This is a genomic window from Mycobacterium sp. SMC-18 (assembly GCF_045310895.1).
GTDB lineage: Bacteria > Actinomycetota > Actinomycetes > Mycobacteriales > Mycobacteriaceae > Mycobacterium.
This window is the reverse complement of the sequence record NZ_JBJIAL010000018.1, coordinates 37,243-56,757: the sequence shown is the minus strand read 5'-3', so window position 1 is coordinate 56,757 and position 19,515 is coordinate 37,243. Positions and strand designations below refer to the sequence as shown.

Sequence of the window (19,515 nt, the reverse complement as noted above, 5' to 3'; positions counted from 1 at the left end):
TTGAAGATGCGGCCTGCGGAGGCGACCACGATGGACATGGCGGTCACGAGTTCGCCGGCATTCACCGCCGAGGACGTCGCGCGCTTCCATGCCAATGGCTGGTGGACCGACTCCACGATCTCGGATGCCGTACGCGCCAACGCCGCTCGCACCCCGGATCGCGTCGCATATGTTGATCACCCGGACCGGTCGCTGAGCTGGCGTGAATTTGATACCGCGGCAACCACTTTGGCCGGTCAGCTGGCCGGCGCGGGCGTGCGCCCCGGGGACCGGATCGCGGTGTGGCATGGCGACACGACGGCGATCCACGTGCTGTTCGTCGCCATCGAGCGCTGTGGTGCGGTGGTCGTCGGCGTCGGAGCACGCGCCGGAATCCGCGAAGTGACAGCCATCCTGCAGAGCGCCGAACCCCGACTGCTGGTCACCGACCCCCCGCGGCAGGCGCAGGCGAACACCGTGGCCGGCGCCATCGGATGTCCGCTACTGACGCTCGATGAACTGTCCGTCGGTACGGACTCCACGGACCTGAGCCCCGAGGCCCAACTGGGCGCCGACGACGTCTTCCTCATCAACTCGACGTCGGGCACCACTGGGCTACCGAAATGCGTCGTGCACACCCAGAACCGTTGGTATTACTTCCATCAGCAAGCGGTCGCCAACGGCCTGCTGACGTCCGACGACGTGTTCCTCCCCGCCATCCCGACCCCGTTCGGCTTCGGGCTGTGGACCACCCACATCACCCCGATTCTGTTGGGCACCAACAACGTCCTGCTGGACCGGTTCACCGTCGCCGCGGCGTGCGCGGCCATCGAACAGCACAAGGTCACCGTGTTGTGTTGTGTCAGTACCCAATTGACCATGATCATGGCCGACCCGGTGGCCCGCGAGTACGACCTGAGCTCGCTGCGGGTGGTGTTCACCGGCGGCGAGGCCCTGCCGTACCGGCCCGCACACGAGTTCGAAAAGCTTACCGGCGCAACGATTCTGCAGTTCTACGGCTCCAACGAGACGGGCCTGCTCAGCGGCACCACGGTGCACGACTCGCTCGAGCACCGGCTACGCACCGGCGGCCGGATCGTCGCCGATATGGCCGTCCGCCTCTTCGACGGGGACACCGACGTCACCGACACCGGCCGGGGCCAGCCCGCCTGCCGCGGCCCGGCCACCAGTCTCGGCTACCTGGGCGGCACCGACCACGACAAACTCTTCACCGCCGACGGCTGGATGCGGATGGGAGACATCTGCGAAATCGACGCCGACGGCTACCTGCGAGTGACGGGCCGCACGTCCGACTTCATCGTGCGCGGCGGCAAGAACATCAGCGCGGCCCAGGTCGAGGACGTCGTGATGACGCACCCCGTGGTCGGTCTGGCCGCCGCGGTCGCCATGCCTGATCCGGTGTTCGGCGAAAAGGTCTGTGTCTACGTCGAACTGATCGGCTCGTCGACACTGGAGCTCGCCGAGTTGTGCACGCACCTGCTCGCCCAGGACGTTTCGAAGGAACTGCTGCCCGAGCGGCTGATCGTGGTCGACGAACTCCCCCGATCCTCGGGCGGCAAGGTCGCCAAAGGCCAACTCCGCGAAGATATCCGCGCCCGGATGGGAGACGGTCATGACCGCAGCTGAAAAGCCCCGCCGCGGCGGACTCGAAGTCTGGGCGCCGGCGGTGACACCACCGATCGGCGCCGACCTCACCGACGAACAGGCCATGGCCATCGCGTTCCGGCACCTCGCGACCATCGGCTTCGCCGAGAATCTGGCGGGGCACATCACCTGGCAGCCCGACGACCGGACCGACATGTACGTCAACCCGTGGGGCCTGTGGTGGCAGGAGGTCACCGCCTCCGACATCTGCGTCGTCGACGAGGACGCCCGCGTACAGCGAGGCCGCTGGGACGTCACCCCGGCCATCCACATCCACACCGAGCTGCACCGCGCCCGCCCCGACGCGCGCGTCGTCATCCACAACCACCCCTACTACGTGTGCGTGCTGGCGGCATTGGGCCGGCTACCGGAGCTGGTACATCAGACCGGATCGCTGTTCCTGGACGACCTCTGCCTCGTCGACGAATACGACGGCGAGGTCGACAGCCCGTCCCGCGCAGCCGAATTGGCGGCCCGGATCGGCTCGGCGAACACGACCATCCTGGCCAACCACGGCGTCATCGCCACCGGCCGCAACCTCGCCGAGGCGGTGTACCGCGCGGCCTCGATCGAGCGGGTCTGCAAGCTGGCCTACGACGTCCTGCTGACAGGCCTGAAGCCGAGTGAGATGAAGTGGTCCGACATGGTCGGCATGAAGTCCTCCCTGATCGAGCGCGCGGCTGACGTGTACTGGGCCGGCGCTGCCCGCCTGACCATCAAATCCGATCCGTCCGTTCTCCAGTAAAGGCGTTGGTACGACATGAAATCCATCGACGATCTGGCCGCCAACCTCGATTTCACCGTCGCCAAAACCGGCGCGGACCGTACCGTCACGCTGCTGCCCGACCCGCCGCGTGCCCCGCGCCGCTACACCGTGATCTCGGTCGACGACCACATCGTCGAGCCGCCCGACACCTTCACCGGGCGACTGCCGAGCAAGTTCGCCGACCGGGCTCCGCGGGTCGTCGACACCGCGGCCGGCGGCCAGACCTGGGTGTACGACGGCCAGGAACTGCCCAACGTCGGGTTCAACGCCGTGGTCGGCCGTCCGGTGTCCGAGTACGGCTTCGAGCCGGTCCGGTTCGACGAGATGCGCCGGGGCGCATGGGATATCCACGAACGCGTGCGGGACATGGACCTCAACGGAGTGTACGCGTCGCTGAACTTCCCGTCATTCCTGCCCGGATTCGCCGGCCAGCGCCTGCAGCAGGTCACCACCGACCGCGACCTGGCGATGGCCTCGGTGCGGGCCTGGAACGACTGGCACTTCGACGTGTGGGCCGGCTCGTACCCGGACTGGATCATCCCCTGTCAGCTGCCGTGGCTACTGGACCCTGAAGTGGGTGCCAAGATGATCTACGAGAACGCCGAACGTGGTTTCCACGCCATGACTTTCAGCGAGAACCCGGCGATGCTGGGCCTGCCGACGATCCACTCGGGCTACTGGGACCCGATGATGGCGGCCTGCGCCGACACCGGCACGGTCGTCAACCTGCACATCGGGTCGTCGGGCTCCTCCCCCTCCACCACGCCGGACGCGCCGCCGGACGTGCAGGGCGTGCTGTTCTTCGCCTACGCCATCTCGGCGGCTGTCGACTGGCTGTATTCCGGCCTGCCCAGCCGGTTTCCCGATCTCAAGATCTGCCTGTCCGAGGGCGGTATCGGCTGGGTCGCCGGGTTACTGGACCGGCTCGACCACATGCTCAGCTACCACTCCATGTACGGCACCTGGGAACGGCTCGGTGAAAAGCTCACCCCCGCCGAGGTTTTCACCCGCAACTTCTGGTTCTGCGCGGTGGAGGACCAGTCGTCGTTCGTGCAGCGCGACCGCATCGGCGTCGACAACATCATGCTCGAAGCCGACTACCCGCATTGCGACTCGACCTGGCCGCACACACAGGCGACCATCCACGAGGAGATCGGTGACCTGCCCGCCGACGCGATCCGAAAGATCACCTGGGAGAACGCCTCTCGGCTCTACCAACACCCGGTGCCCGAGTCGGTACAAAGAGACCCCGAGTCGTTCTAGCGCCGATGCCGAGCGTGGGGGTTTACGCGGAGATCTGACGGATTTTCCACGTAAACCCCCACGCTCGATGCACTAACGCCCGAGCGCGCCCAACAGCAGCGCCTCGGAGATCGCGGCCTTCTCCAGCACGCCCAGGTGCAGGCTCTCGTTGATGCTGTGCGCCTGCGTGCCGGGGTCCTCGACGCCCGTCACGAGAATCGTTGCGTCGGGGAAGGTCTCGGCGAACTCGGCGATGAACGGGATCGACCCGCCCATCCCCATGTCCACCGGGGCAACACCCCACGCCTGTGTGAAGGCCGACCGCGCCGCGTCGTACACCGGGCCGCTGGCGTCGATGGCATACGGCTGGCCGACATCACCCGGCGTCACGGTGACCTTGGCGCCCCAGGGAGCGTGGCTCTCCAGGTGCCGGGTCAGCGCGGCCAGATGCGCCAGCGCGTCCCCACCTGGAGCGACGCGCATGCTGACCTTGGCCCGCGCCCGCGGTATCAGCGTGTTCGACGCCTTCGCGATCGATGTGGTGTCGATGCCGATGACGGTGATGGCCGGCTTGGCCCAAAGTCGTTGCACCACAGAGCCGGAACCGATCTGTTGCACGCCCTCGAGCATGCCGGTCTCAGCCGCGACCCAGTCCGGGCCCCGGTCGACGTCGGCGGCGGTGCCCTCGTACAACCCTTCGACCGCGACGTTGCCGTCGTCGTCATGCAAGGTGGCCAACAACCGCACGAGGGCACTCAGCGCATCGGGCACCACGCCGCCCCAGATGCCCGAGTGCAGCCCATGATCCAGCGTCGCCACCTCGACCACGCAGTCGACCAGCCCGCGCAACGACACCGTCAACGCGGGCATCTCGGTGCTCCAGTTGTCCGAGTCGGCGATGACGATGACGTCGGCGGCCAGCAGGTCGCGATGCGCGGCCAGTAGGGCGCCGAGCGACGGCGAGCCCGATTCCTCTTCGCCCTCAACGAAAACCGTCACGCCGACGGGCGGGTTGCCGCCGTGGGCCCGCATGGCGGCCAGGTGGACGGCGATACCGGCCTTGTCGTCGGCACTGCCCCGGCCATAGAGCCGGCCGTCGCGCTCGGTGGGTTCGAAAGGATCGGAGTCCCACTGTGCGGCGTCGCCCTCGGGCTGCACGTCGTGGTGCGCGTAGAGCAGCACGGTCGGGGCTCCTTCTGGCGCCGGATGACGTGCGATGACGGCCGGCGCCCCGCCCTCGTGGACGATGTGCACCTCACCGAAGCCCGCCTCGGACAACAGCTTTGCGGTCAGCGCGGCGCTGCGGTGCACCTCGGCGTGCCGGGCCGGGTCGGCCCAGACGGACTGGATACGGACCAGGTCCTCCAGGTCGGCACGCACCGACGGCAGGACGTCCCGCACACGTTCGACAAGATCAGCCATGCCATCGAGCGTAGTGCGCCGGCCGTCTGCCCGGCGTATCGTCACCGCATGCCGTCGATGGGACATCTGCTGGCGTTCGGGTTGATCTCGCTGCTGGTCATCGTGATCCCCGGGCCGAGTGTTCTGTTCACCGTCGGCCGGGCGCTGACCGTCGGCCGTCGCCAGGCGTTGTTGACCGTGGCGGGTAACGCGATGGGCGCCTACGTCCAGATCCTTGCGGTGGCCCTGGGTGCCGGTGCCCTCATCCTGGCCTCGTCGCTCGCGTTCAGCGTCATCAAGTTCGTCGGCGCGGCCTACCTGATCTACCTTGGCGTCCAAGCCATCCGGCATCGACATGGCCTCGGCGAGGTGCTCACCGGCGGTGCGTCCGCCAAGCGGCCGAGCCGGGTCCTGGCCGACGGTTTCGTCGTCGGGATGACCAATCCCAAGACCATCGTGTTCTTTGTCGCGGCGCTGCCGCAGGTGGTGGATCCTGCGGCCGGACGTGTGACGGCCCAGATGCTCGTGTTGGGCGTCGTGTTCCTGTCCATCGCGGTGATCTCCGACAGCATCTGGGCGCTGGCCGCCGGCCTGGCCCGCGACTGGTTCGCGCAGTCCCCGCGCCGCTTCGCCGCCATCGGGGGCGCCGGCGGGCTGGCCATGGTCGGCCTGGGTGTCAGCCTTGCTGTCACCGGCCGCAAAGACTGAACGGCAAACCGGCTGTCGCCTCCGGCTCTGGAAATGTGAATACCCCAAAATCAGCTGATTTTGGGGTATTCACGCAAGCAGAAGAAAAACTAGTCCTGCTCGAGGACCGCGACCGCGGCCGCGGTGTCGCCTTCGTGGGTCAGCGACACGTGGATGGCCACGCCCTTGAGGTGCTCGGCGATCTCGCCGGACAGCCGCACCTTGGGCCGGCCCCACATGTCGGTGACGACCTCGATGTCGCGGTGGATGCCCTCGGGCAGCACCGGACGCTTCGAGAACCGCGAGCCCGACCACGCCTTGATCACGGCCTCCTTGGCCGCCCAGCGGGCCGCCAGGTGCCGTGCCGCCGACGAACTCTTGTCGGCGGCGTCACGGCGCTCCCCTGGGGTGAACGTCTCCGCGAAGACGGTGCCCGGCTGGTCGACCTGCTCGGCGAAATCCGGAATCGAGACCAGGTCGATGCCCACACCCAGGATGCTCATGGGCAACAACCTAGCGGACCCAATCCCGATACCTCAGAAGGCCTCACGAGCGGGCGTACCACCCGTCCTCGCCCAGGCGCGCATCGGCGTCGAGCAGCATGTCGGCTTCCTGACGCTTCTCCGGCGCATCGTGGTTGAAGCGACGGTCGGCCGGCTTCTCGTACAGCGGGCGCCCACCGGCGATTGCCGACGCCAACCGGTGCTGACCGGCCAGAACCCGCTCACCGGCACGGCGGAGGTAGTCCTCGCGCTCGGCCGGATCGAGAGCCGCCACCAGCGCCTGCGGGTGCACCAGGGCGATGAGGCCCGACACGTGACCGAAGCCGAGGCTGGTCACCAGACCGGCCTTGATCGGCAGGCGGTCGCCGAACTTCAGCGTCTCGCGGACCCACACGAAGTGCTGTGCGTTGGACAGCTCGTCGTCGACGCAGTCCAGGCTGCGGTTCGGCGGGATGACGCCGTCGCGCAGAATCTGGCACAGACCCAGCATCTGGAACGCCGCGGCGCCACCCTTGCTGTGTCCGGTCAGGCTCTTCTGGCTGACGATGAACAGCGGGTTGCCCGGGGACCGGCCCATCGAGGCGGCGAGCCGCTCGTGCAGTTCGGTCTCGTTGGGGTCGTTGGCCAGCGTCGAGGTGTCGTGCTTGGAGATCACCGCGATGTCGTCCGGGGTGACGCCCAGCTTGGCCAGGTCGCGCACCAGCTGCGACTGACGTCCACCGCGGCCGGCACCCAGCGCACCCAGACCCGGAGCCGGGATCGAGGTGTGCACACCGTCACCGAACGACGACACGTAGGCGACGACGGCCTGGATGGGCAGGCCCATCTTCACCGCGAGGTCACCACGGGCCAGCAGGACGGTGCCACCGCCCTGGCCTTCGACGAAGCCGAGACGACGACGGTCGTTGGCGCGCGAGAACTTCGAGTCGCTGATGCCGCGGGCCCGCATCATCGCGGTCTCGGCGGTGGCCGACATGTCACCGAAGCCGATGATGGCTTCCAGCGTCAGGTCGTCGTAACCGCCGGCGACCACGAATTCGGCCTTGCCCAAACGGATCTTGTCGACACCCTCTTCGACGGACACCGCCGCGGTGGCGCACGCGCCGACCGGGTGGATCATCGCGCCGTAGCTACCGATGTACGACTGCACGACGTGACCGGCGAAGACGTTCGGCAGGACTTCCTGCAGGATGTCGTTCGGCTTGTTCCGGCCCAGCAGGTTGCCGTGGTACATGGTCTGCATCGAGGTCATACCGCCCATACCGGTGCCCTGCGTGGAGGCCACGAGGCTCGGGTGCACCCAGCGCATCAGCTCTTCCGGCGTGAAGCCGGCCGACAGGAACGCGTCCACGGTGGTGACCAGGTTCCACAGCGCCAGGCGGTCGATCGAGCTGGCCATGTCCGGCGTGACGCCGTAGACCTGCGGGTCGAAGCCGGTCGGCACCTGGGCGCCGACGGTCCGCGACAGCTTGACCTTGCGCGGCACGCGGATCTCGGTACCGGCCTTGCGGGTGACCTGCCAGTCGCTGCTGTCCGGCACCGGCGCGATGACGGTGTGCTCCGGATCGAACTGGTGGAACGCCCGGGCGTCGGCCTCGGCGGATACGACGAAGGAGAAGTCCTTGTCGAGGAACACCGAAACCAGCAGCGGCGCAGCGTGATCGGGGTCGATCGCGCCGTCGTCCACCCACTCGCGGATGCCGACGCGCTCCAGCACGATGTCGTGGTAGCGCTCGACCAGCTCGGACTCGTCGACCAGCTCACCGGTGTTGGTGTCGTACCAGCCCGGCTTCGGGTCGTCTTCCCACTTGACCAGACCGGTGGTCCAGGCCAGTTCCAGGACGCCCGCGGCCGACAGCTCGCCGGAGACCTCCATCTCGAAGCGGGTGCGCGACGAGCCGTACGGGCCGAGTTCGGCGCCGGACACCAGCACGACCATGTCGGCCGGGTCGATGTCCAGGTCGGCCCACTCCGGAGCCGGCGCGGCCTGGTAGCCCCGCGGCGGCGACGGCAGTGCCGAGATGGTGCCTTCGAGGTCCTCCTCGTCGACAGCAGCTTCGGCCACCATCTCCTCGCGGGCCTTGGCGGCCAGCTCGGCCATGTCGAGCTCGATGTCGCCGAGGCCACCGGTCAGGTCGACCTGGATGGGCTCACGGGCGGCCGAGACCTTGGCGTCGATGCTGCACAGGTTCAGCAGCATGGCGGCCATCTCGTCGGTGGTGTACGTGATGACACCGGCTTCCTCGACGGCACCCACGATGGCGTCGTTGTGGCCCATCAGGCCGGTGCCCTTGGTCCAGCCGATCAGCGCGTGCGCCAGCGAAACTCGTTGCGACCACGAGGTTTCCGCCTTCCAGCGGGCGACGACCGCGTCGAGCGCAGCCTTCGACTCGCCGTAGGCGCCGTCGCCGCCGAACATGCCGCGGTTCGGGGAACCGGGCAGCACCACGTGCAGACGCGACGCGATGTCACGCTCGGAGCCGATGTGCGAGAGCCCACCGATGAGCCGCTGCACGGCCCACAGCAGGACCTTCATCTCCATCTCGGCACGGGAGCCGGCCTCCGACAGGTCCCCGGCGACGCGCGGTGCGGCGAACGGGAACAGCAGCGTCGGGGTCTGCGCGTCCTTGAGGTGGATGGCCTTGGGGCCGAGGTTCTCGACCTGCTCGTTGCCGACCCACTCGACCAGCGCGTCAATGTCGCTGTAGGAGGCCATGTTTGCCGGCACGACCCACAGCTGGGCACCGAAGCGGGCGTTGTCGCGGTACAGCGTCCGGTAGAACGCCAACCGGTCGTCGTCCAGCTTGGACGTGGTCGCGATGACCGACGCGCCACCGGCGAGCAGCTGGCCCACCACGGACGACGCGATCGAGCCCTTGGAGGCACCGGTGACGACCGCGACCTCGTTGGCGTAGCGGCCCTTCTCCGGGTTCTCCGCACCGGCGGCCGCGCGGCCGTACAGCGCGGCGTGGAGGGTGCGGCCGGCGGCGAGCGCCTTGCCCTGCCACCAGCTGGCCTGCGTGGCCACCACGTGTCCGGCACCTTCGAAGCTCTCGGAGAGCTTGGCCCAGTCGCGGTTGACGTCGTCCTCTTCGAGCAGCCAGATGCGTGCCAGGTCCTCACGGGCGCTGGCCCAGCGGTCGTCGAACAGCACGGCCTTGCGGGCGTCGAACGACGGAGCCACCAAACGCGGCCAGTCCGAACCCAATTCGGCGGTCACGAGGTCGATCAGCTCGGAGTCGGTGGCGTCCGGCGCGGACACCGGCGTCTGCAGACCCAGCTCACCCAGGATCAACCGGGCGGCGCCGGCCAGCACACCGTTGGGGCCGGTGACCTTCTCGGCGAACTCGTTGAGCGCGGCCGAGTCGACCACACCGCCACCGGCACCGCCGGCGGACGGCAGTGACACGGCGATGCCCTTACGGGCGGCCACGGCGGCGACGGCCGCGTCGATGACCTTGTCGACGGCGCCGGCGTCGGCCAGTGCACCGGAGTGCAGGCCGCCCATCTCGCCGCCACGGACGCTGCTGCCCTCACGGGTGCCCAGCGCGACCTCGGCGGTGACGTGCTTGGCCCAGCCGGGGCCCAGTTCCCAGGCCTTGCTGACACGCTCGGCGATGTACGCCGGACGCTTGCCCGAGGGGCCGAGCACCGTGCGCAGCTGGTCGTTGATCGCGTCGGAGAGAACGGGACCGAACGGCTTGTAGGTACGGGCCAGCTTGGTGACCTGTCCCTTCAGGCCGGCCAGGTCGGCTTCCGCGGCACCGTCGATGGCGCCGAGGTTCAGCTCCGAACCCAGGTCGACGAGCAGCTGGTTGCGTCGCGACGAGGCACCGTCGGTGATCGACTCGATGGAGTCCAGCGGCTCGATCTGGTCGATGCGCATCTTCGCCGACAGCGCGATGAGCGCCATGGTGGCGTCGGCGGCGTCGTAGGTGATGTCGTCCGGACGCGGGCCACCGGCGGGCGCCGCGGGGGCGGCGGCCGGAACCGGTGCTGCGGCAACGGCTTCCGCCGGGGCTGCCTCAGCTGCGGGCGCGGCGGGGGCATCGTCCTCGGGCTCCGGGTCGGTGTCGGTCGCGAACAGCACCGCGGCGTCGCGCTCGACGTTGAGCACCTCGGTGGTGTTGTGCGAGTACTCCGGGAGCTTCAGCGTGTTGGTGGCCAGGCCGGCAACCGTCGGCATGGTCTTCACACCGACCTCGACGAACCGCTCGACACCGAGGCCGCCGGCGGCTTCCTCGATGAACAGCAGGTCCTGCGTCTCGATCCAGCGGACCGGGCTGGCGAACTGCCAGGCCAGCAGCTCGATGACGGTCTTGCGCATCAGCTCCGACGGCTTCTCGTTACGCCACGTGTCGTAGTCGGCGAGGATCTCGTCGAGCGGCTCGGCCGGCACCAGGTCGCGGATCTCCTGGATGAAGTCCTTGTCCAGGGTGAAGGGCCGCGGCACCAGGTTCGGGATGTACTTGCCGACCAGCAGCTCGGGGTCCTGCCCGTGCGGCATGACGCGGTCCAGCGCGCGGCGGAAGTCGGCGACGCCGACCCGCAGCACCTCGGAGTGGAACGGCACGTCGATACCGGGGACAAGGATGAACGAGCGCTTGCCACCGGTGATTTCGCGACGACGCTCGATCTCGGCCTCCAGGGCCTCGAGGCCGCGGACGGTACCGGCGATCGCGTACTGCGAACCACGCAGGTTGAAGTTCACGATCTGCAGGAACTCACCGGTCTCCTCGGCGATACCCGCGACGAAGTCGGTGACGTCGTTGTCGTCGAGGTCGATCTGCGACGGCCGGATGGCGGCCAGGCGGTAGTCCGAGCGGCCCTTGGCGTCACGCGGGACGATGTCGTGCATCTTGCTGCCGCGGTGGAACACGACCTCGAGCAGCGCCTCGAGCTCGTACACGCCGGACACGCACGCCAGCGCCGTGTACTCACCGACGGAGTGGCCGCAGGCGATGGCGCCCTCGACGAACGCACCCTGCTCGCGCATCTCGGCCACCTGGGCGGCCGCGACGGTGGCCATGGCCACCTGGGTGAACTGCGTCAGGAACAGCACGCCGTCCGGGTGGTGGTAGTGCACGCCGCTGGCGATGATGCTGGTCGGGTTGTCCCGGACCACGTGCAGCACCGAGAAGCCCAGGGTTTCGCGGGTGAACTTGTCCGCGGAGTCCCAGATCTTGCGGGCGGCCTTGGAGCGGGCGCGGACCTCCATGCCCATGCCCTTGTGCTGGATGCCCTGGCCCGGGAAGGCGTAGACGGTCTTGGGCGCGGCCAGCTGAGCCGACGCGGCCATCACCAGTTCGCCGCCGACCTTCGCGGTGACCTCGATGATCTCGGCGCCGCGGTCGATGCCGACGCGGTCGACGCGGAACTCGATCTCGTCGCCCGGCAGCACCATGCCCAGGAAGCGCGAGGTCCAGCCGACCAGGCGGGCCGGCGGGGTGGCGCGGCCGTCGGTGGCGGTGACCACGTGCTGGGCGGCGGCGGACAGCCACATGCCGTGCACGATGGGCGATTTCAGGCCGGCCAGCAGTGCGGCGGCGCGGTCGGTGTGGATCGGGTTGTGGTCACCCGACACCACGGCGAAGGCGCTCATGTCGACCGGCGCGGTGACGGTGACGTCGCGGCGACGGCGGCGCGGCGTCTCGGTGGCGTTGTCGGTGATGGCACCGCCGGCGCGGACCGGGTCGGTCAGCTCGGCGGCACCGCTGCGGCCACGGATCGCGAAGCGCTCTTCGAGGCGCGCCAGCTCGGTGCCCTCGGCGTCGGTGATGCTGACCGAGACCGGGACCACGCGGCCGACCTCGGTGTCGACCGCGGCGGAAGCCGTTGCGGTGACGGTCAATTCGGCCTTCTCAGCCGGCATCGGGGCCAGCAGGTGCGCGGCGTGGTCCAGGTGGACCAGGCTCAGCAGACCTTCGACGACCGGGATGCCGTCGGCGGTGACGGCCGCGCCGATGACCGAGAACACGGCCGGCCAGCAGCGGCCGACGAGGGCGTCGGGCACCAGGGTCAGGCCCGGCGCCAGCGGGGCGCCGAAGGTGGCGGTGACGCCGGTGTGGTCGGCGACCTCTTCGGGGTCCCAGTCGGCGGTGACGGTGGCGACGTTGTCGGTGACGGTCGGCAGCGCGTCGACGCCGTCGGCACCCGCGGCGATGGCGAGCACGGCGCGCATGGCGGCCGAGGCGTCCTCGGTGGTGACGACGGGCATGCCGCCGTTGACGGTGGCGGCCGGCAGCGTGAAGCGGATCGCGATCCAGATGTCCGACAGCGGCACGTTCAGGACGACGCCGTCACCGTCGAGCTCCAGCCGGGAGCCGGTGGAAGGGTGTGTCGCCGAACGGTTTTCGTTGACCTGCCACTCGCTGGGCGCGCCGATGCGGTGCACCGGGTTGATGGCGGTGCGGCCGGCCCACAGCACGTCGGGCGAGTCGAGGACGACGGCCAGCGGGCCGGTGACGTCGGCACGGGCCTGGCGACGCGACACGACCGGAACGGGCTTGACACCGGCTGCCAGCACCTCGTCGATGGCGGCCTGCTCGAAGCGGTCCAGCAGCTCACCGACGGGCTCGTCGACGCGCGTGATGCCGGCGACGGCTGCGGTGCCGGGGATGATGCAGACCTGGTCGGCGTCGTAGCGGGCGTCGTGGGCCTGCCACAGCGAGTCGCTGCGCCACCAGCGGCGCACGTCCTTGTCGATGACCGGCACGAAGTTGACGGGCTTGCCCAGCGTCTTGCACAGCGTGATGAAGAACGGGACGTCCGCCGGGTGCAGGCGCAGGGTCTCGGCCTCGGGGTACCGGGCCAGCAGCTCGGCGATGGCGCGCTGCGGATCCTCCAGCAGCGCTTCACCTTCCGCGGTGGCCGGGAACAGCGTCTCGATGCGACCGGCGTCGGCCGGGTTCAGGCGGGCCTCGGCGCGCTGCAGCATCTCCTCGAAGCGGTCGCGCCAGGTGATGTCGAGCCACGGCGAGTGGTCGCGCTTGGTGTCGGCGGTGCTGCTGCCGTCGCCGATCGCGAGCTCGACGTAGCGCTGCAGCCACTGCTGGTAGGTCATGTCCGCGACGTCACCGAAGTACGGCTTGGCGGTGTTGGCCATGGCGGCGATGATCTCGTCGCGGCGCTCGGCGACGGCGTCGGCGTCACCGGCGACCTCGTCGAGCAGGCGGCCGCACCGCGACGCGGTGTTGTCGATCTCGTGGATGTCCGCACCCAGCTGGCTGCGGCCGGAAGCCATGCCGCCCTGGGCCTTACCGGCGCCGACCCACTGATCGGTGCCCTTGGTGTCGACCAGGAGCTGCTTGACCTGAGGCGAGGTGGTGGCCTCGAGGGTGGCCATGGCGGCGGTGCCGACCAGGATGCCGTCGACCGGCATCAGCGGGAAGCCGTAGGTCTCGGCCCAGCGGCCGGACAGGTACTCGGCGGCGCGCTCGGGCGTGCCGATGCCACCACCGACGCAGATGGTCAGGTTGGCCTGCTTGCGCAGGTCCGAGTAGGTGCTGACGAGCAGGTCGTCGAGGTCCTCCCACGAGTGGTGGCCACCGGCGCGGCCGCCCTCGACGTGGACGATGATCTCCTTGTCCGGGACCTCTTCGGCGATCTTGATGACCGACTTGATCTGGTCCACGGTGCCCGGCTTGAACACCACGTTGGTGATGCCGATCTCGTGCAGCTCATCGATCAGCGCGACGGCCTCGTCGAGCTCGGGGATGCCGGCGGTGACGATGACGCCGTCGATCGGGGCGCCCGACTGGCGCGCCTTCTGCACGATGCGCTTGCCGCCCAGCTGCAGCTTCCACAGGTACGGGTCCAGGAACAGCGAGTTGAACTGGATGGCACGGCCCGGCTCGAGGAGCTGGGTCAGCTCGGCGACGCGGTTCTCGAAGATCTCTTCGGTGACCTGACCGCCACCGGCCAGCTCGGCCCAGTGGCCGGCGTTGGCGGCCGCGGCGACGATCTTGGCGTCGACGGTCGTCGGGGTCATACCGGCCAGCAGGATCGGCGAACGGCCGGTCAGGCGGGTGAACTTGGTCGACAGCTTGACGTCACCGTTGGGCAGCTCGACGGCGGTCGGCGCGAAGCTCGACCACGCGGGCTGCACGACCGGGGCGGCGCCGACGGTGAACAGCGAACGCTGGCCGGCGCGGGTCGCGGCGGGCACGATGCCGATGCCGAGGCCGCGGATGATCGGCGAGGTCAGGCGGGTGACGGTGTCGCTCGGGCCGAGGTCGATGATCCAGCGGGCACCGGCGTCGTGCATGCGCTCGACTTCGGCGACCCAGTCGATGGGCTTGACGAAGATGGCCTCGGTCATCGCGTGGGCCAGCTCGGTGTCGATACCGCACTTGGCGGCCCAGCGGTCGACGACCTCGATGCCGTCGGCCAGGCGCGGGGTGTGGAAGCCGACCTCGACCTGCACGCCCTGGAAAACCGGGCTGAAGACGGCGCCGCCGCGCAGCTTGTTCTTGCGCTCGGCCTCGTCCTTCTCGGTGATCTTGCTGCAGTACAGCTCGAAGCGGGCCAGCTGCTCCGGGGTTCCGGTGATGACGACGCTGCGACGGCCGTTGCGGATCGACAGCACCGGCGGCAGGACGGTGCGGACGTCCTTGGAGAAGTCTTCGAGCAGTTCGGCGATGCGCTCGGGGTCGACGTTGGTGACCGACACCATCGGCGACTTGTCGCCGCGGCCGACCATGCCGCGGCGGCGCGACACGAGCGAGCCGGCGGCGCCGATGAGCTGGAGCAGGGCGAGGAGTTCGGCGTCGCGGGTGCCGTTGGCCTTGAGCGCCTCGGCGGCGATGATGCCCTGCGAGTGTCCGGCGACCGCGACCGGCGGGGTGCCCGCGAGGTCCAGGCCCTGACGCTGCACGGCGCGGATGGCGGCCATCTGGGCCAGCAGGATGCCGGGGCCGGAGATGGCGGCGGTGGTCAGCTGCTTGGCCGAGGGCAGCGGCTCGTCGGCGGCGAGGGCGCGCACCCACTGCATGGGCTCGAAGCCGATGGGCCGCACGACGACGAGCTCGCGCGCGACGGGCTCGAGCAACAGGGCCGCTTCGCCGACGATCTCACTGAGCTCGGATTCGATGCCGGCCGAGCTGACGAGCTCCTCGAGGTTCTCCAGCCAGGACGCACCCTGGCCACCGAACGCGACGGCATAGGGTTCGCCGGCATTGAGCAGGTCTACGAGAGCATGCGCGCTCGCCGCCACCGCCTCGGTGTTGCCACTGGTCACATTGCGGTGCTCGTTGATCGTCATGCGTCCCTCTCGTCGTTGCCGCGCGAACCGGTCAGGTGCTTGGTCTTGGTAGTCGGCCCTGGGGCAACGCGATGCGACGTCGGATCACGTGAGGCCCGTGCTACGTCTGGCGCCCCTGGTTTTCGGGTGCCTGAGAGCCGGGCCGACTGCACTAAGAGTGTCATAAGATTCGCGGCGTTTTTCGGCCCGAAATGGTTACCAACGAGTTCTACGGATCGGTAACCACCTAAGCGGGTAACACCGCGCCGTGGGACTGCCCGTACCCAACAGGACAAACGTCCTGCTGGCGGGTGGTTACGGTCGAGTAGGGGCAATATCGCAGATCAAAGCGGTATTGTTATCAAATCGTGACCATGCTTGTGACGGTGCCGGACCTTACTAATGAGTAGGAAAAGACCCGTTCCAGAAAACACTCGACAATGACGGTCTGTGTGTCTATACAGGCGGTAAGTTACCGAGCCGCCATTTGCTGCGGTTTGATCTCGTTTTCTTAGAGCTGGGCGCCAGCTAACTACTGAGCGGTAATCTGCGCGCCCGTCAGTCCCACTGTCCGAAGCGTGGCTTGAGGATGTGGTTGAGGTCGACCCCGACTCCCCCGACATGGCGCTTGTCGATCTCGACCTGATGCAGTGCCGCCGCGGGATGTGCGGCCCCACCGGGCGAGCCCCAGTTGTGCTGCCAGAAGTACGACCCCAGACCGTCCTGGACGGCCCACTCGATGGTCTTGGAGTTGGCGTACACCCCGACCCGCTGGTGACCCAAGACCGATTCCCAGCCGCGGAGGTAAGGCGCAACCTGCGCCTTGTACTGGGCCGGAGTCGGATCGTCGTCGATCGACGCGTAGATCGGCGCTCCGACCGGACCACCCGCCGCGGTGTGCAACTGGAACCCGCGCTGGGCGTGCTGCACGCCGGCGGCGTGGCCGCCCAGCCAGTCGGCCGTGGATTCCTTCCCGTACTGGTAACAGGAGACGATCTTCAGGCCGCCCTTGTAGAGGTCGCGCGCTTCCGGCAGCTCGATGGGCTTGCCCAGCATCCACGCCCCGCCGGGCCGCCGGTCCGAGACATACCGGATGGCGCCGACGGCCCCGGCCGACCGGATATCGGCGGCGCTGAGCACCCCCGCCGCATAGTCCAGCAACACTCCGTACGGGGCCGCCGAAGCAGTCGTCGCGCCGAGCACCGATTGCAACCCGGCTCCGAGGCCGAGCGCGGCCGGCGCGGCTGCAGCGTATTTCAGCAGGTCACGACGCGAAATTGCCACGCGTCTCAGGATATGACAGCTACCTCTTCCGGCCCGTTAGCCACACCAGTGTGCTCGTGTCCCAGTAGCACCCGCTGGGCGTCGAGACGATCGCATCGCCGTCACGTCTGGCGCGCAACCGCCGCGGCGACGTGCCGGTGCCCGATGATCTCGAACCCGGCCACGCTCACCATCGGCGCCAGGCTGGCCACCAACAGGCAGAGCGCCATCGGCACCCCGACGCCGGCCAGCACCACGGTCGCGATCAGGACGACGGCGGTCAGCACCACCAGCAGCACGTGCAGGGCGTCCACCGAGCGCAGCATCAGCGCATACAGCACGTAGACCAACGCGATGTAGATGGCGACCGGAATCACCACACTGAGCACCGTCGCCACCGACCCCAGCACCGAGTGGTGCTGAATGAAGTACGCAGCAGTGTGCAGGCCCGCGCCGGTCGCGACGATGGCGCCGTACACCGGCATGTGCAGATAGCCGAACCAGAAGCCCCGCTCGCGGTGCTTATGCAGGGCGTCGGCCGACGGCACCATGAAGTACACCCACCACATGCCGAAGGTCAGGGCCGTGCCCGCGATCGCCAGCAGTACGGCGTCCCACGACCAACCGTGCTCGCCGACGACCGCAGACAGCGAGGCCACCGTCCCGACCACACCCTCGCCGAGCGCGATGATGGCCAGCAGTCCGTAGCGCTCGGCGATGTGATGGGCATGCCACGGGGTTCCGCCGCACTTGGTCTCGGCGATCATCGGGCCGCCCAGTTCGATACATGCCAGCAGCACCCACGCGCCCAGGGTCACCGGCACACTCGTCGGCAGGAACACCGTCCCGACCCAGCCCACCTGCACGACCGCCACGATCCAGACGTACGTCATCGCCGCCGCGCGTCGCGAGGGGTCCTGCTTCGCGGCGCGTAACCACTGCCCCACCAAGGCAATTCGCATCACCACGTAGCCGGCGACCAGCACCGCGTTGTCGACGTGGTGGCCGTGCTCGATCGAGGCGTAGAACGCGGGCAGGCCGAGTGCCAGGACCAGCACGCCGACCATCTCGACCATCGTCATCAACCGGAACACCCAGTCATCGGTGTCATACGCCGAGGCGAACCAGGTGAAGTTGATCCACGCCAAACAGATCGCGAAGGTGGAGAACACGAAACCCGTGATGCCGGCGCCGACGTGGCCCGCGGCCAGCATGTGCGACAGCTCCGACGCCGCGACCCCGAACGCCACGACGAAGGTCAGGTCGAACAGCAGCTCCAGAGGCGTCGCGACGCGGTGCCTTTCGTGCGGATCGCGGCCCCGCATCGGCGTCAACCGATGTGCGCGTACCGAACTGTGTGGGTCAGGAGCGTTCTGTTCGGCCCCATCCATGCCGTGGTCCCTTCAGCGAATCCGGGCCCCGTCCGGGCCGCGTCACGGTAAGCCTGCCGCAGATCCCCGCTCCCGTCCCACTACCGTGAAGACGTGTCCGCTCCCCCGATCGCCGTCGGCGTCGTTCTTGCCGCCGGTATCGGATCGCGTGTCGGGGCCGACGGCAACAAGGCGTATCTGCAGTTGGCCGGCCGCAGCATGGTGGCGTGGTCGGTGGCGGCCGTGGCCGCCGGTCCCCAGATCGCCCGCACCATCCTGGTGTTCCGGCGCGGTGAGCGCGACCAGGTCGCGGCGCTCATGGCCGACGAACTCCCAGGAACCACAGTCGAATTCGTCGAAGGCGGCGACACCCGGCACGGCTCCGAACACAACGTGCTGAGCTACCTCGCGGCGGACATCGAAGCCGGCACGGTCGACGTCGTGCTGATCCACGACGCCGCCCGCCCGCTGGCCGGTGCCGACCTGATGGACACCGCCGTCACCACGGCGCGAGAGCGGGGCGGTGCCATTCCGGTGCTGCCGTCGGGCGACGTGTTGCGCCTGACGGAGGGCGGCCTCAGCGCCATCGATCAGGCGCTGGTTCGGGTGCAGACGCCGCAGGCATTCCGGGCCGCGCCACTGTGGCGGGCCTACCGGGACGCAGCTGCCGCCGGTTTCGAGGGCACCGACACGTCGTCGTGTGTGGAGAAGTTCACTGACATCGAGGTCCACGCGATCGCCGGCTCGGCCCAGAATTTCAAAGTCACATTCGCACACGACGTGCAGGTCGCGGAGACCCTGCTCGGCCGGCGAACCGAACCGCGTCATCGCAAATGACGAACAACATTGCGCGAGCAATGCCCATTTCGATCGGGACACCAGATTCAGTGGTGTCGACATTATGGGTGGTGCGCTTCTTGCAACGCCGTGTTCTGCCGAAGGTTGGGTTGTCGTGGATACCGCCCCTGCGTGTCATTGCACGTTCGGTGTAGCCAGGGGCGGAGTGCGCCCCAATATTCGCGTCAGGAGGCCTTCGCGGCGCGGGTATGGTGGTGCCATGGCCGGTCAAAGCCTGTTCGTGACGCCCGAAGGCTTGAATGCCGGCGCGGAGCGCTGCAATGATGCGGCGACCTCTGCGTCTTCTGGGGCGCGAACGCTGCAGGAAATCACCATGGATGCAGGAATATTCGGCGACTTCGGTGAGGCGCATGGGTTTCACGCGCTAGCCGCACAAGTGCATGCCCATCATGTGGAAAAGTTTGCGGCGCACCGCGATCGATTGTCGGGCTTATCAGGTAAGGGCCAAGACGCTTCGAAAGCCTTCACCGGAGCTGACGCAGCATCGGCCGAGGCGATTGATCGGCTGATGCATCTAGGTGATTAACCGGGCGTAGGAGG

General features: G+C 68.5%; 11 protein-coding genes. 6 read left to right on the top strand and 5 right to left on the bottom strand.

Annotated elements, in window-relative coordinates; translation table 11 throughout:
- The first annotated feature begins 6 nt into the window (after positions 1-6).
- Genes ACJH6J_RS17320 through ACJH6J_RS17310 form a run of 3 tightly spaced genes read left to right on the top strand, consistent with a single transcriptional unit; the run spans position 7 to position 3,673 of the window.
- On the top strand, positions 7-1,626 hold the full coding sequence (locus ACJH6J_RS17320) for a class I adenylate-forming enzyme family protein (protein ID WP_406804274.1): 1,620 nt from the start codon (positions 7-9) through the stop codon (positions 1,624-1,626).
- Positions 1,613-2,389, top strand: coding sequence for a class II aldolase/adducin family protein (locus ACJH6J_RS17315; RefSeq protein ID WP_406804273.1), 777 nt, complete (start codon positions 1,613-1,615; stop codon positions 2,387-2,389). The genes ACJH6J_RS17320 and ACJH6J_RS17315 overlap by 14 nt, the downstream gene beginning before the upstream one ends.
- A gap of 15 nt (positions 2,390-2,404) precedes the next feature.
- Positions 2,405-3,673, top strand: a complete 1,269-nt coding sequence (locus ACJH6J_RS17310) for an amidohydrolase family protein (RefSeq protein WP_406804272.1) — start codon at positions 2,405-2,407, stop codon at positions 3,671-3,673.
- A gap of 72 nt (positions 3,674-3,745) precedes the next feature.
- Here the strand turns inward: ACJH6J_RS17310 and ACJH6J_RS17305 are convergent, their stop codons facing one another.
- Positions 3,746-5,074, bottom strand: a complete 1,329-nt coding sequence (locus ACJH6J_RS17305; RefSeq protein WP_406804271.1) for a dipeptidase — start codon at positions 5,072-5,074, stop codon at positions 3,746-3,748.
- A gap of 48 nt (positions 5,075-5,122) precedes the next feature.
- Here ACJH6J_RS17305 and ACJH6J_RS17300 point away from each other — a divergent pair, with 48 nt between their 5' ends.
- On the top strand, positions 5,123-5,761 hold the full coding sequence (locus ACJH6J_RS17300) for a LysE family translocator (RefSeq protein WP_212812387.1): 639 nt from the start codon (positions 5,123-5,125) through the stop codon (positions 5,759-5,761).
- Positions 5,762-5,850: 89 nt separating this feature from the next.
- Here the strand turns inward: ACJH6J_RS17300 and ACJH6J_RS17295 are convergent, their stop codons facing one another.
- The 4 genes from ACJH6J_RS17295 to ACJH6J_RS17280 form a co-directional block, all read right to left on the bottom strand.
- Entirely contained in the window at positions 5,851-6,243 is a 393-nt protein-coding gene (locus ACJH6J_RS17295; protein ID WP_020102278.1) for a holo-ACP synthase, read from the bottom strand.
- A gap of 43 nt (positions 6,244-6,286) precedes the next feature.
- Positions 6,287-15,505, bottom strand: coding sequence for a type I polyketide synthase (locus ACJH6J_RS17290; RefSeq protein WP_212812388.1), 9,219 nt, complete (start codon positions 15,503-15,505; stop codon positions 6,287-6,289).
- A gap of 537 nt (positions 15,506-16,042) precedes the next feature.
- The gene (locus tag ACJH6J_RS17285; RefSeq protein WP_406804270.1) at positions 16,043-16,768 is read right to left on the bottom strand and encodes a DUF1906 domain-containing protein; all 726 of its coding nucleotides are present in this window, start codon (positions 16,766-16,768) and stop codon (positions 16,043-16,045) included.
- 101 nt (positions 16,769-16,869) lie between these two features.
- Positions 16,870-18,072: a low temperature requirement protein A gene (locus ACJH6J_RS17280; protein WP_406804287.1), complete on the bottom strand. Its 1,203-nt coding sequence runs from the start codon at positions 18,070-18,072 to the stop codon at positions 16,870-16,872.
- A gap of 159 nt (positions 18,073-18,231) precedes the next feature.
- On the opposite strand from ACJH6J_RS17280, the gene ACJH6J_RS17275 reads away from it, so the two are divergent.
- Both ACJH6J_RS17275 and ACJH6J_RS17270 read left to right on the top strand, forming a co-directional pair.
- Positions 18,232-18,954 (top strand): 2-C-methyl-D-erythritol 4-phosphate cytidylyltransferase, encoded by a 723-nt coding sequence (locus tag ACJH6J_RS17275; protein WP_406804269.1) that lies wholly within the window; start codon positions 18,232-18,234, stop codon positions 18,952-18,954.
- A 220-nt stretch (positions 18,955-19,174) separates the two neighbouring features.
- Entirely contained in the window at positions 19,175-19,501 is a 327-nt protein-coding gene (locus ACJH6J_RS17270; RefSeq protein WP_406804268.1) for a DUF2563 family protein, read from the top strand.
- Positions 19,502-19,515 lie beyond the last annotated feature (14 nt).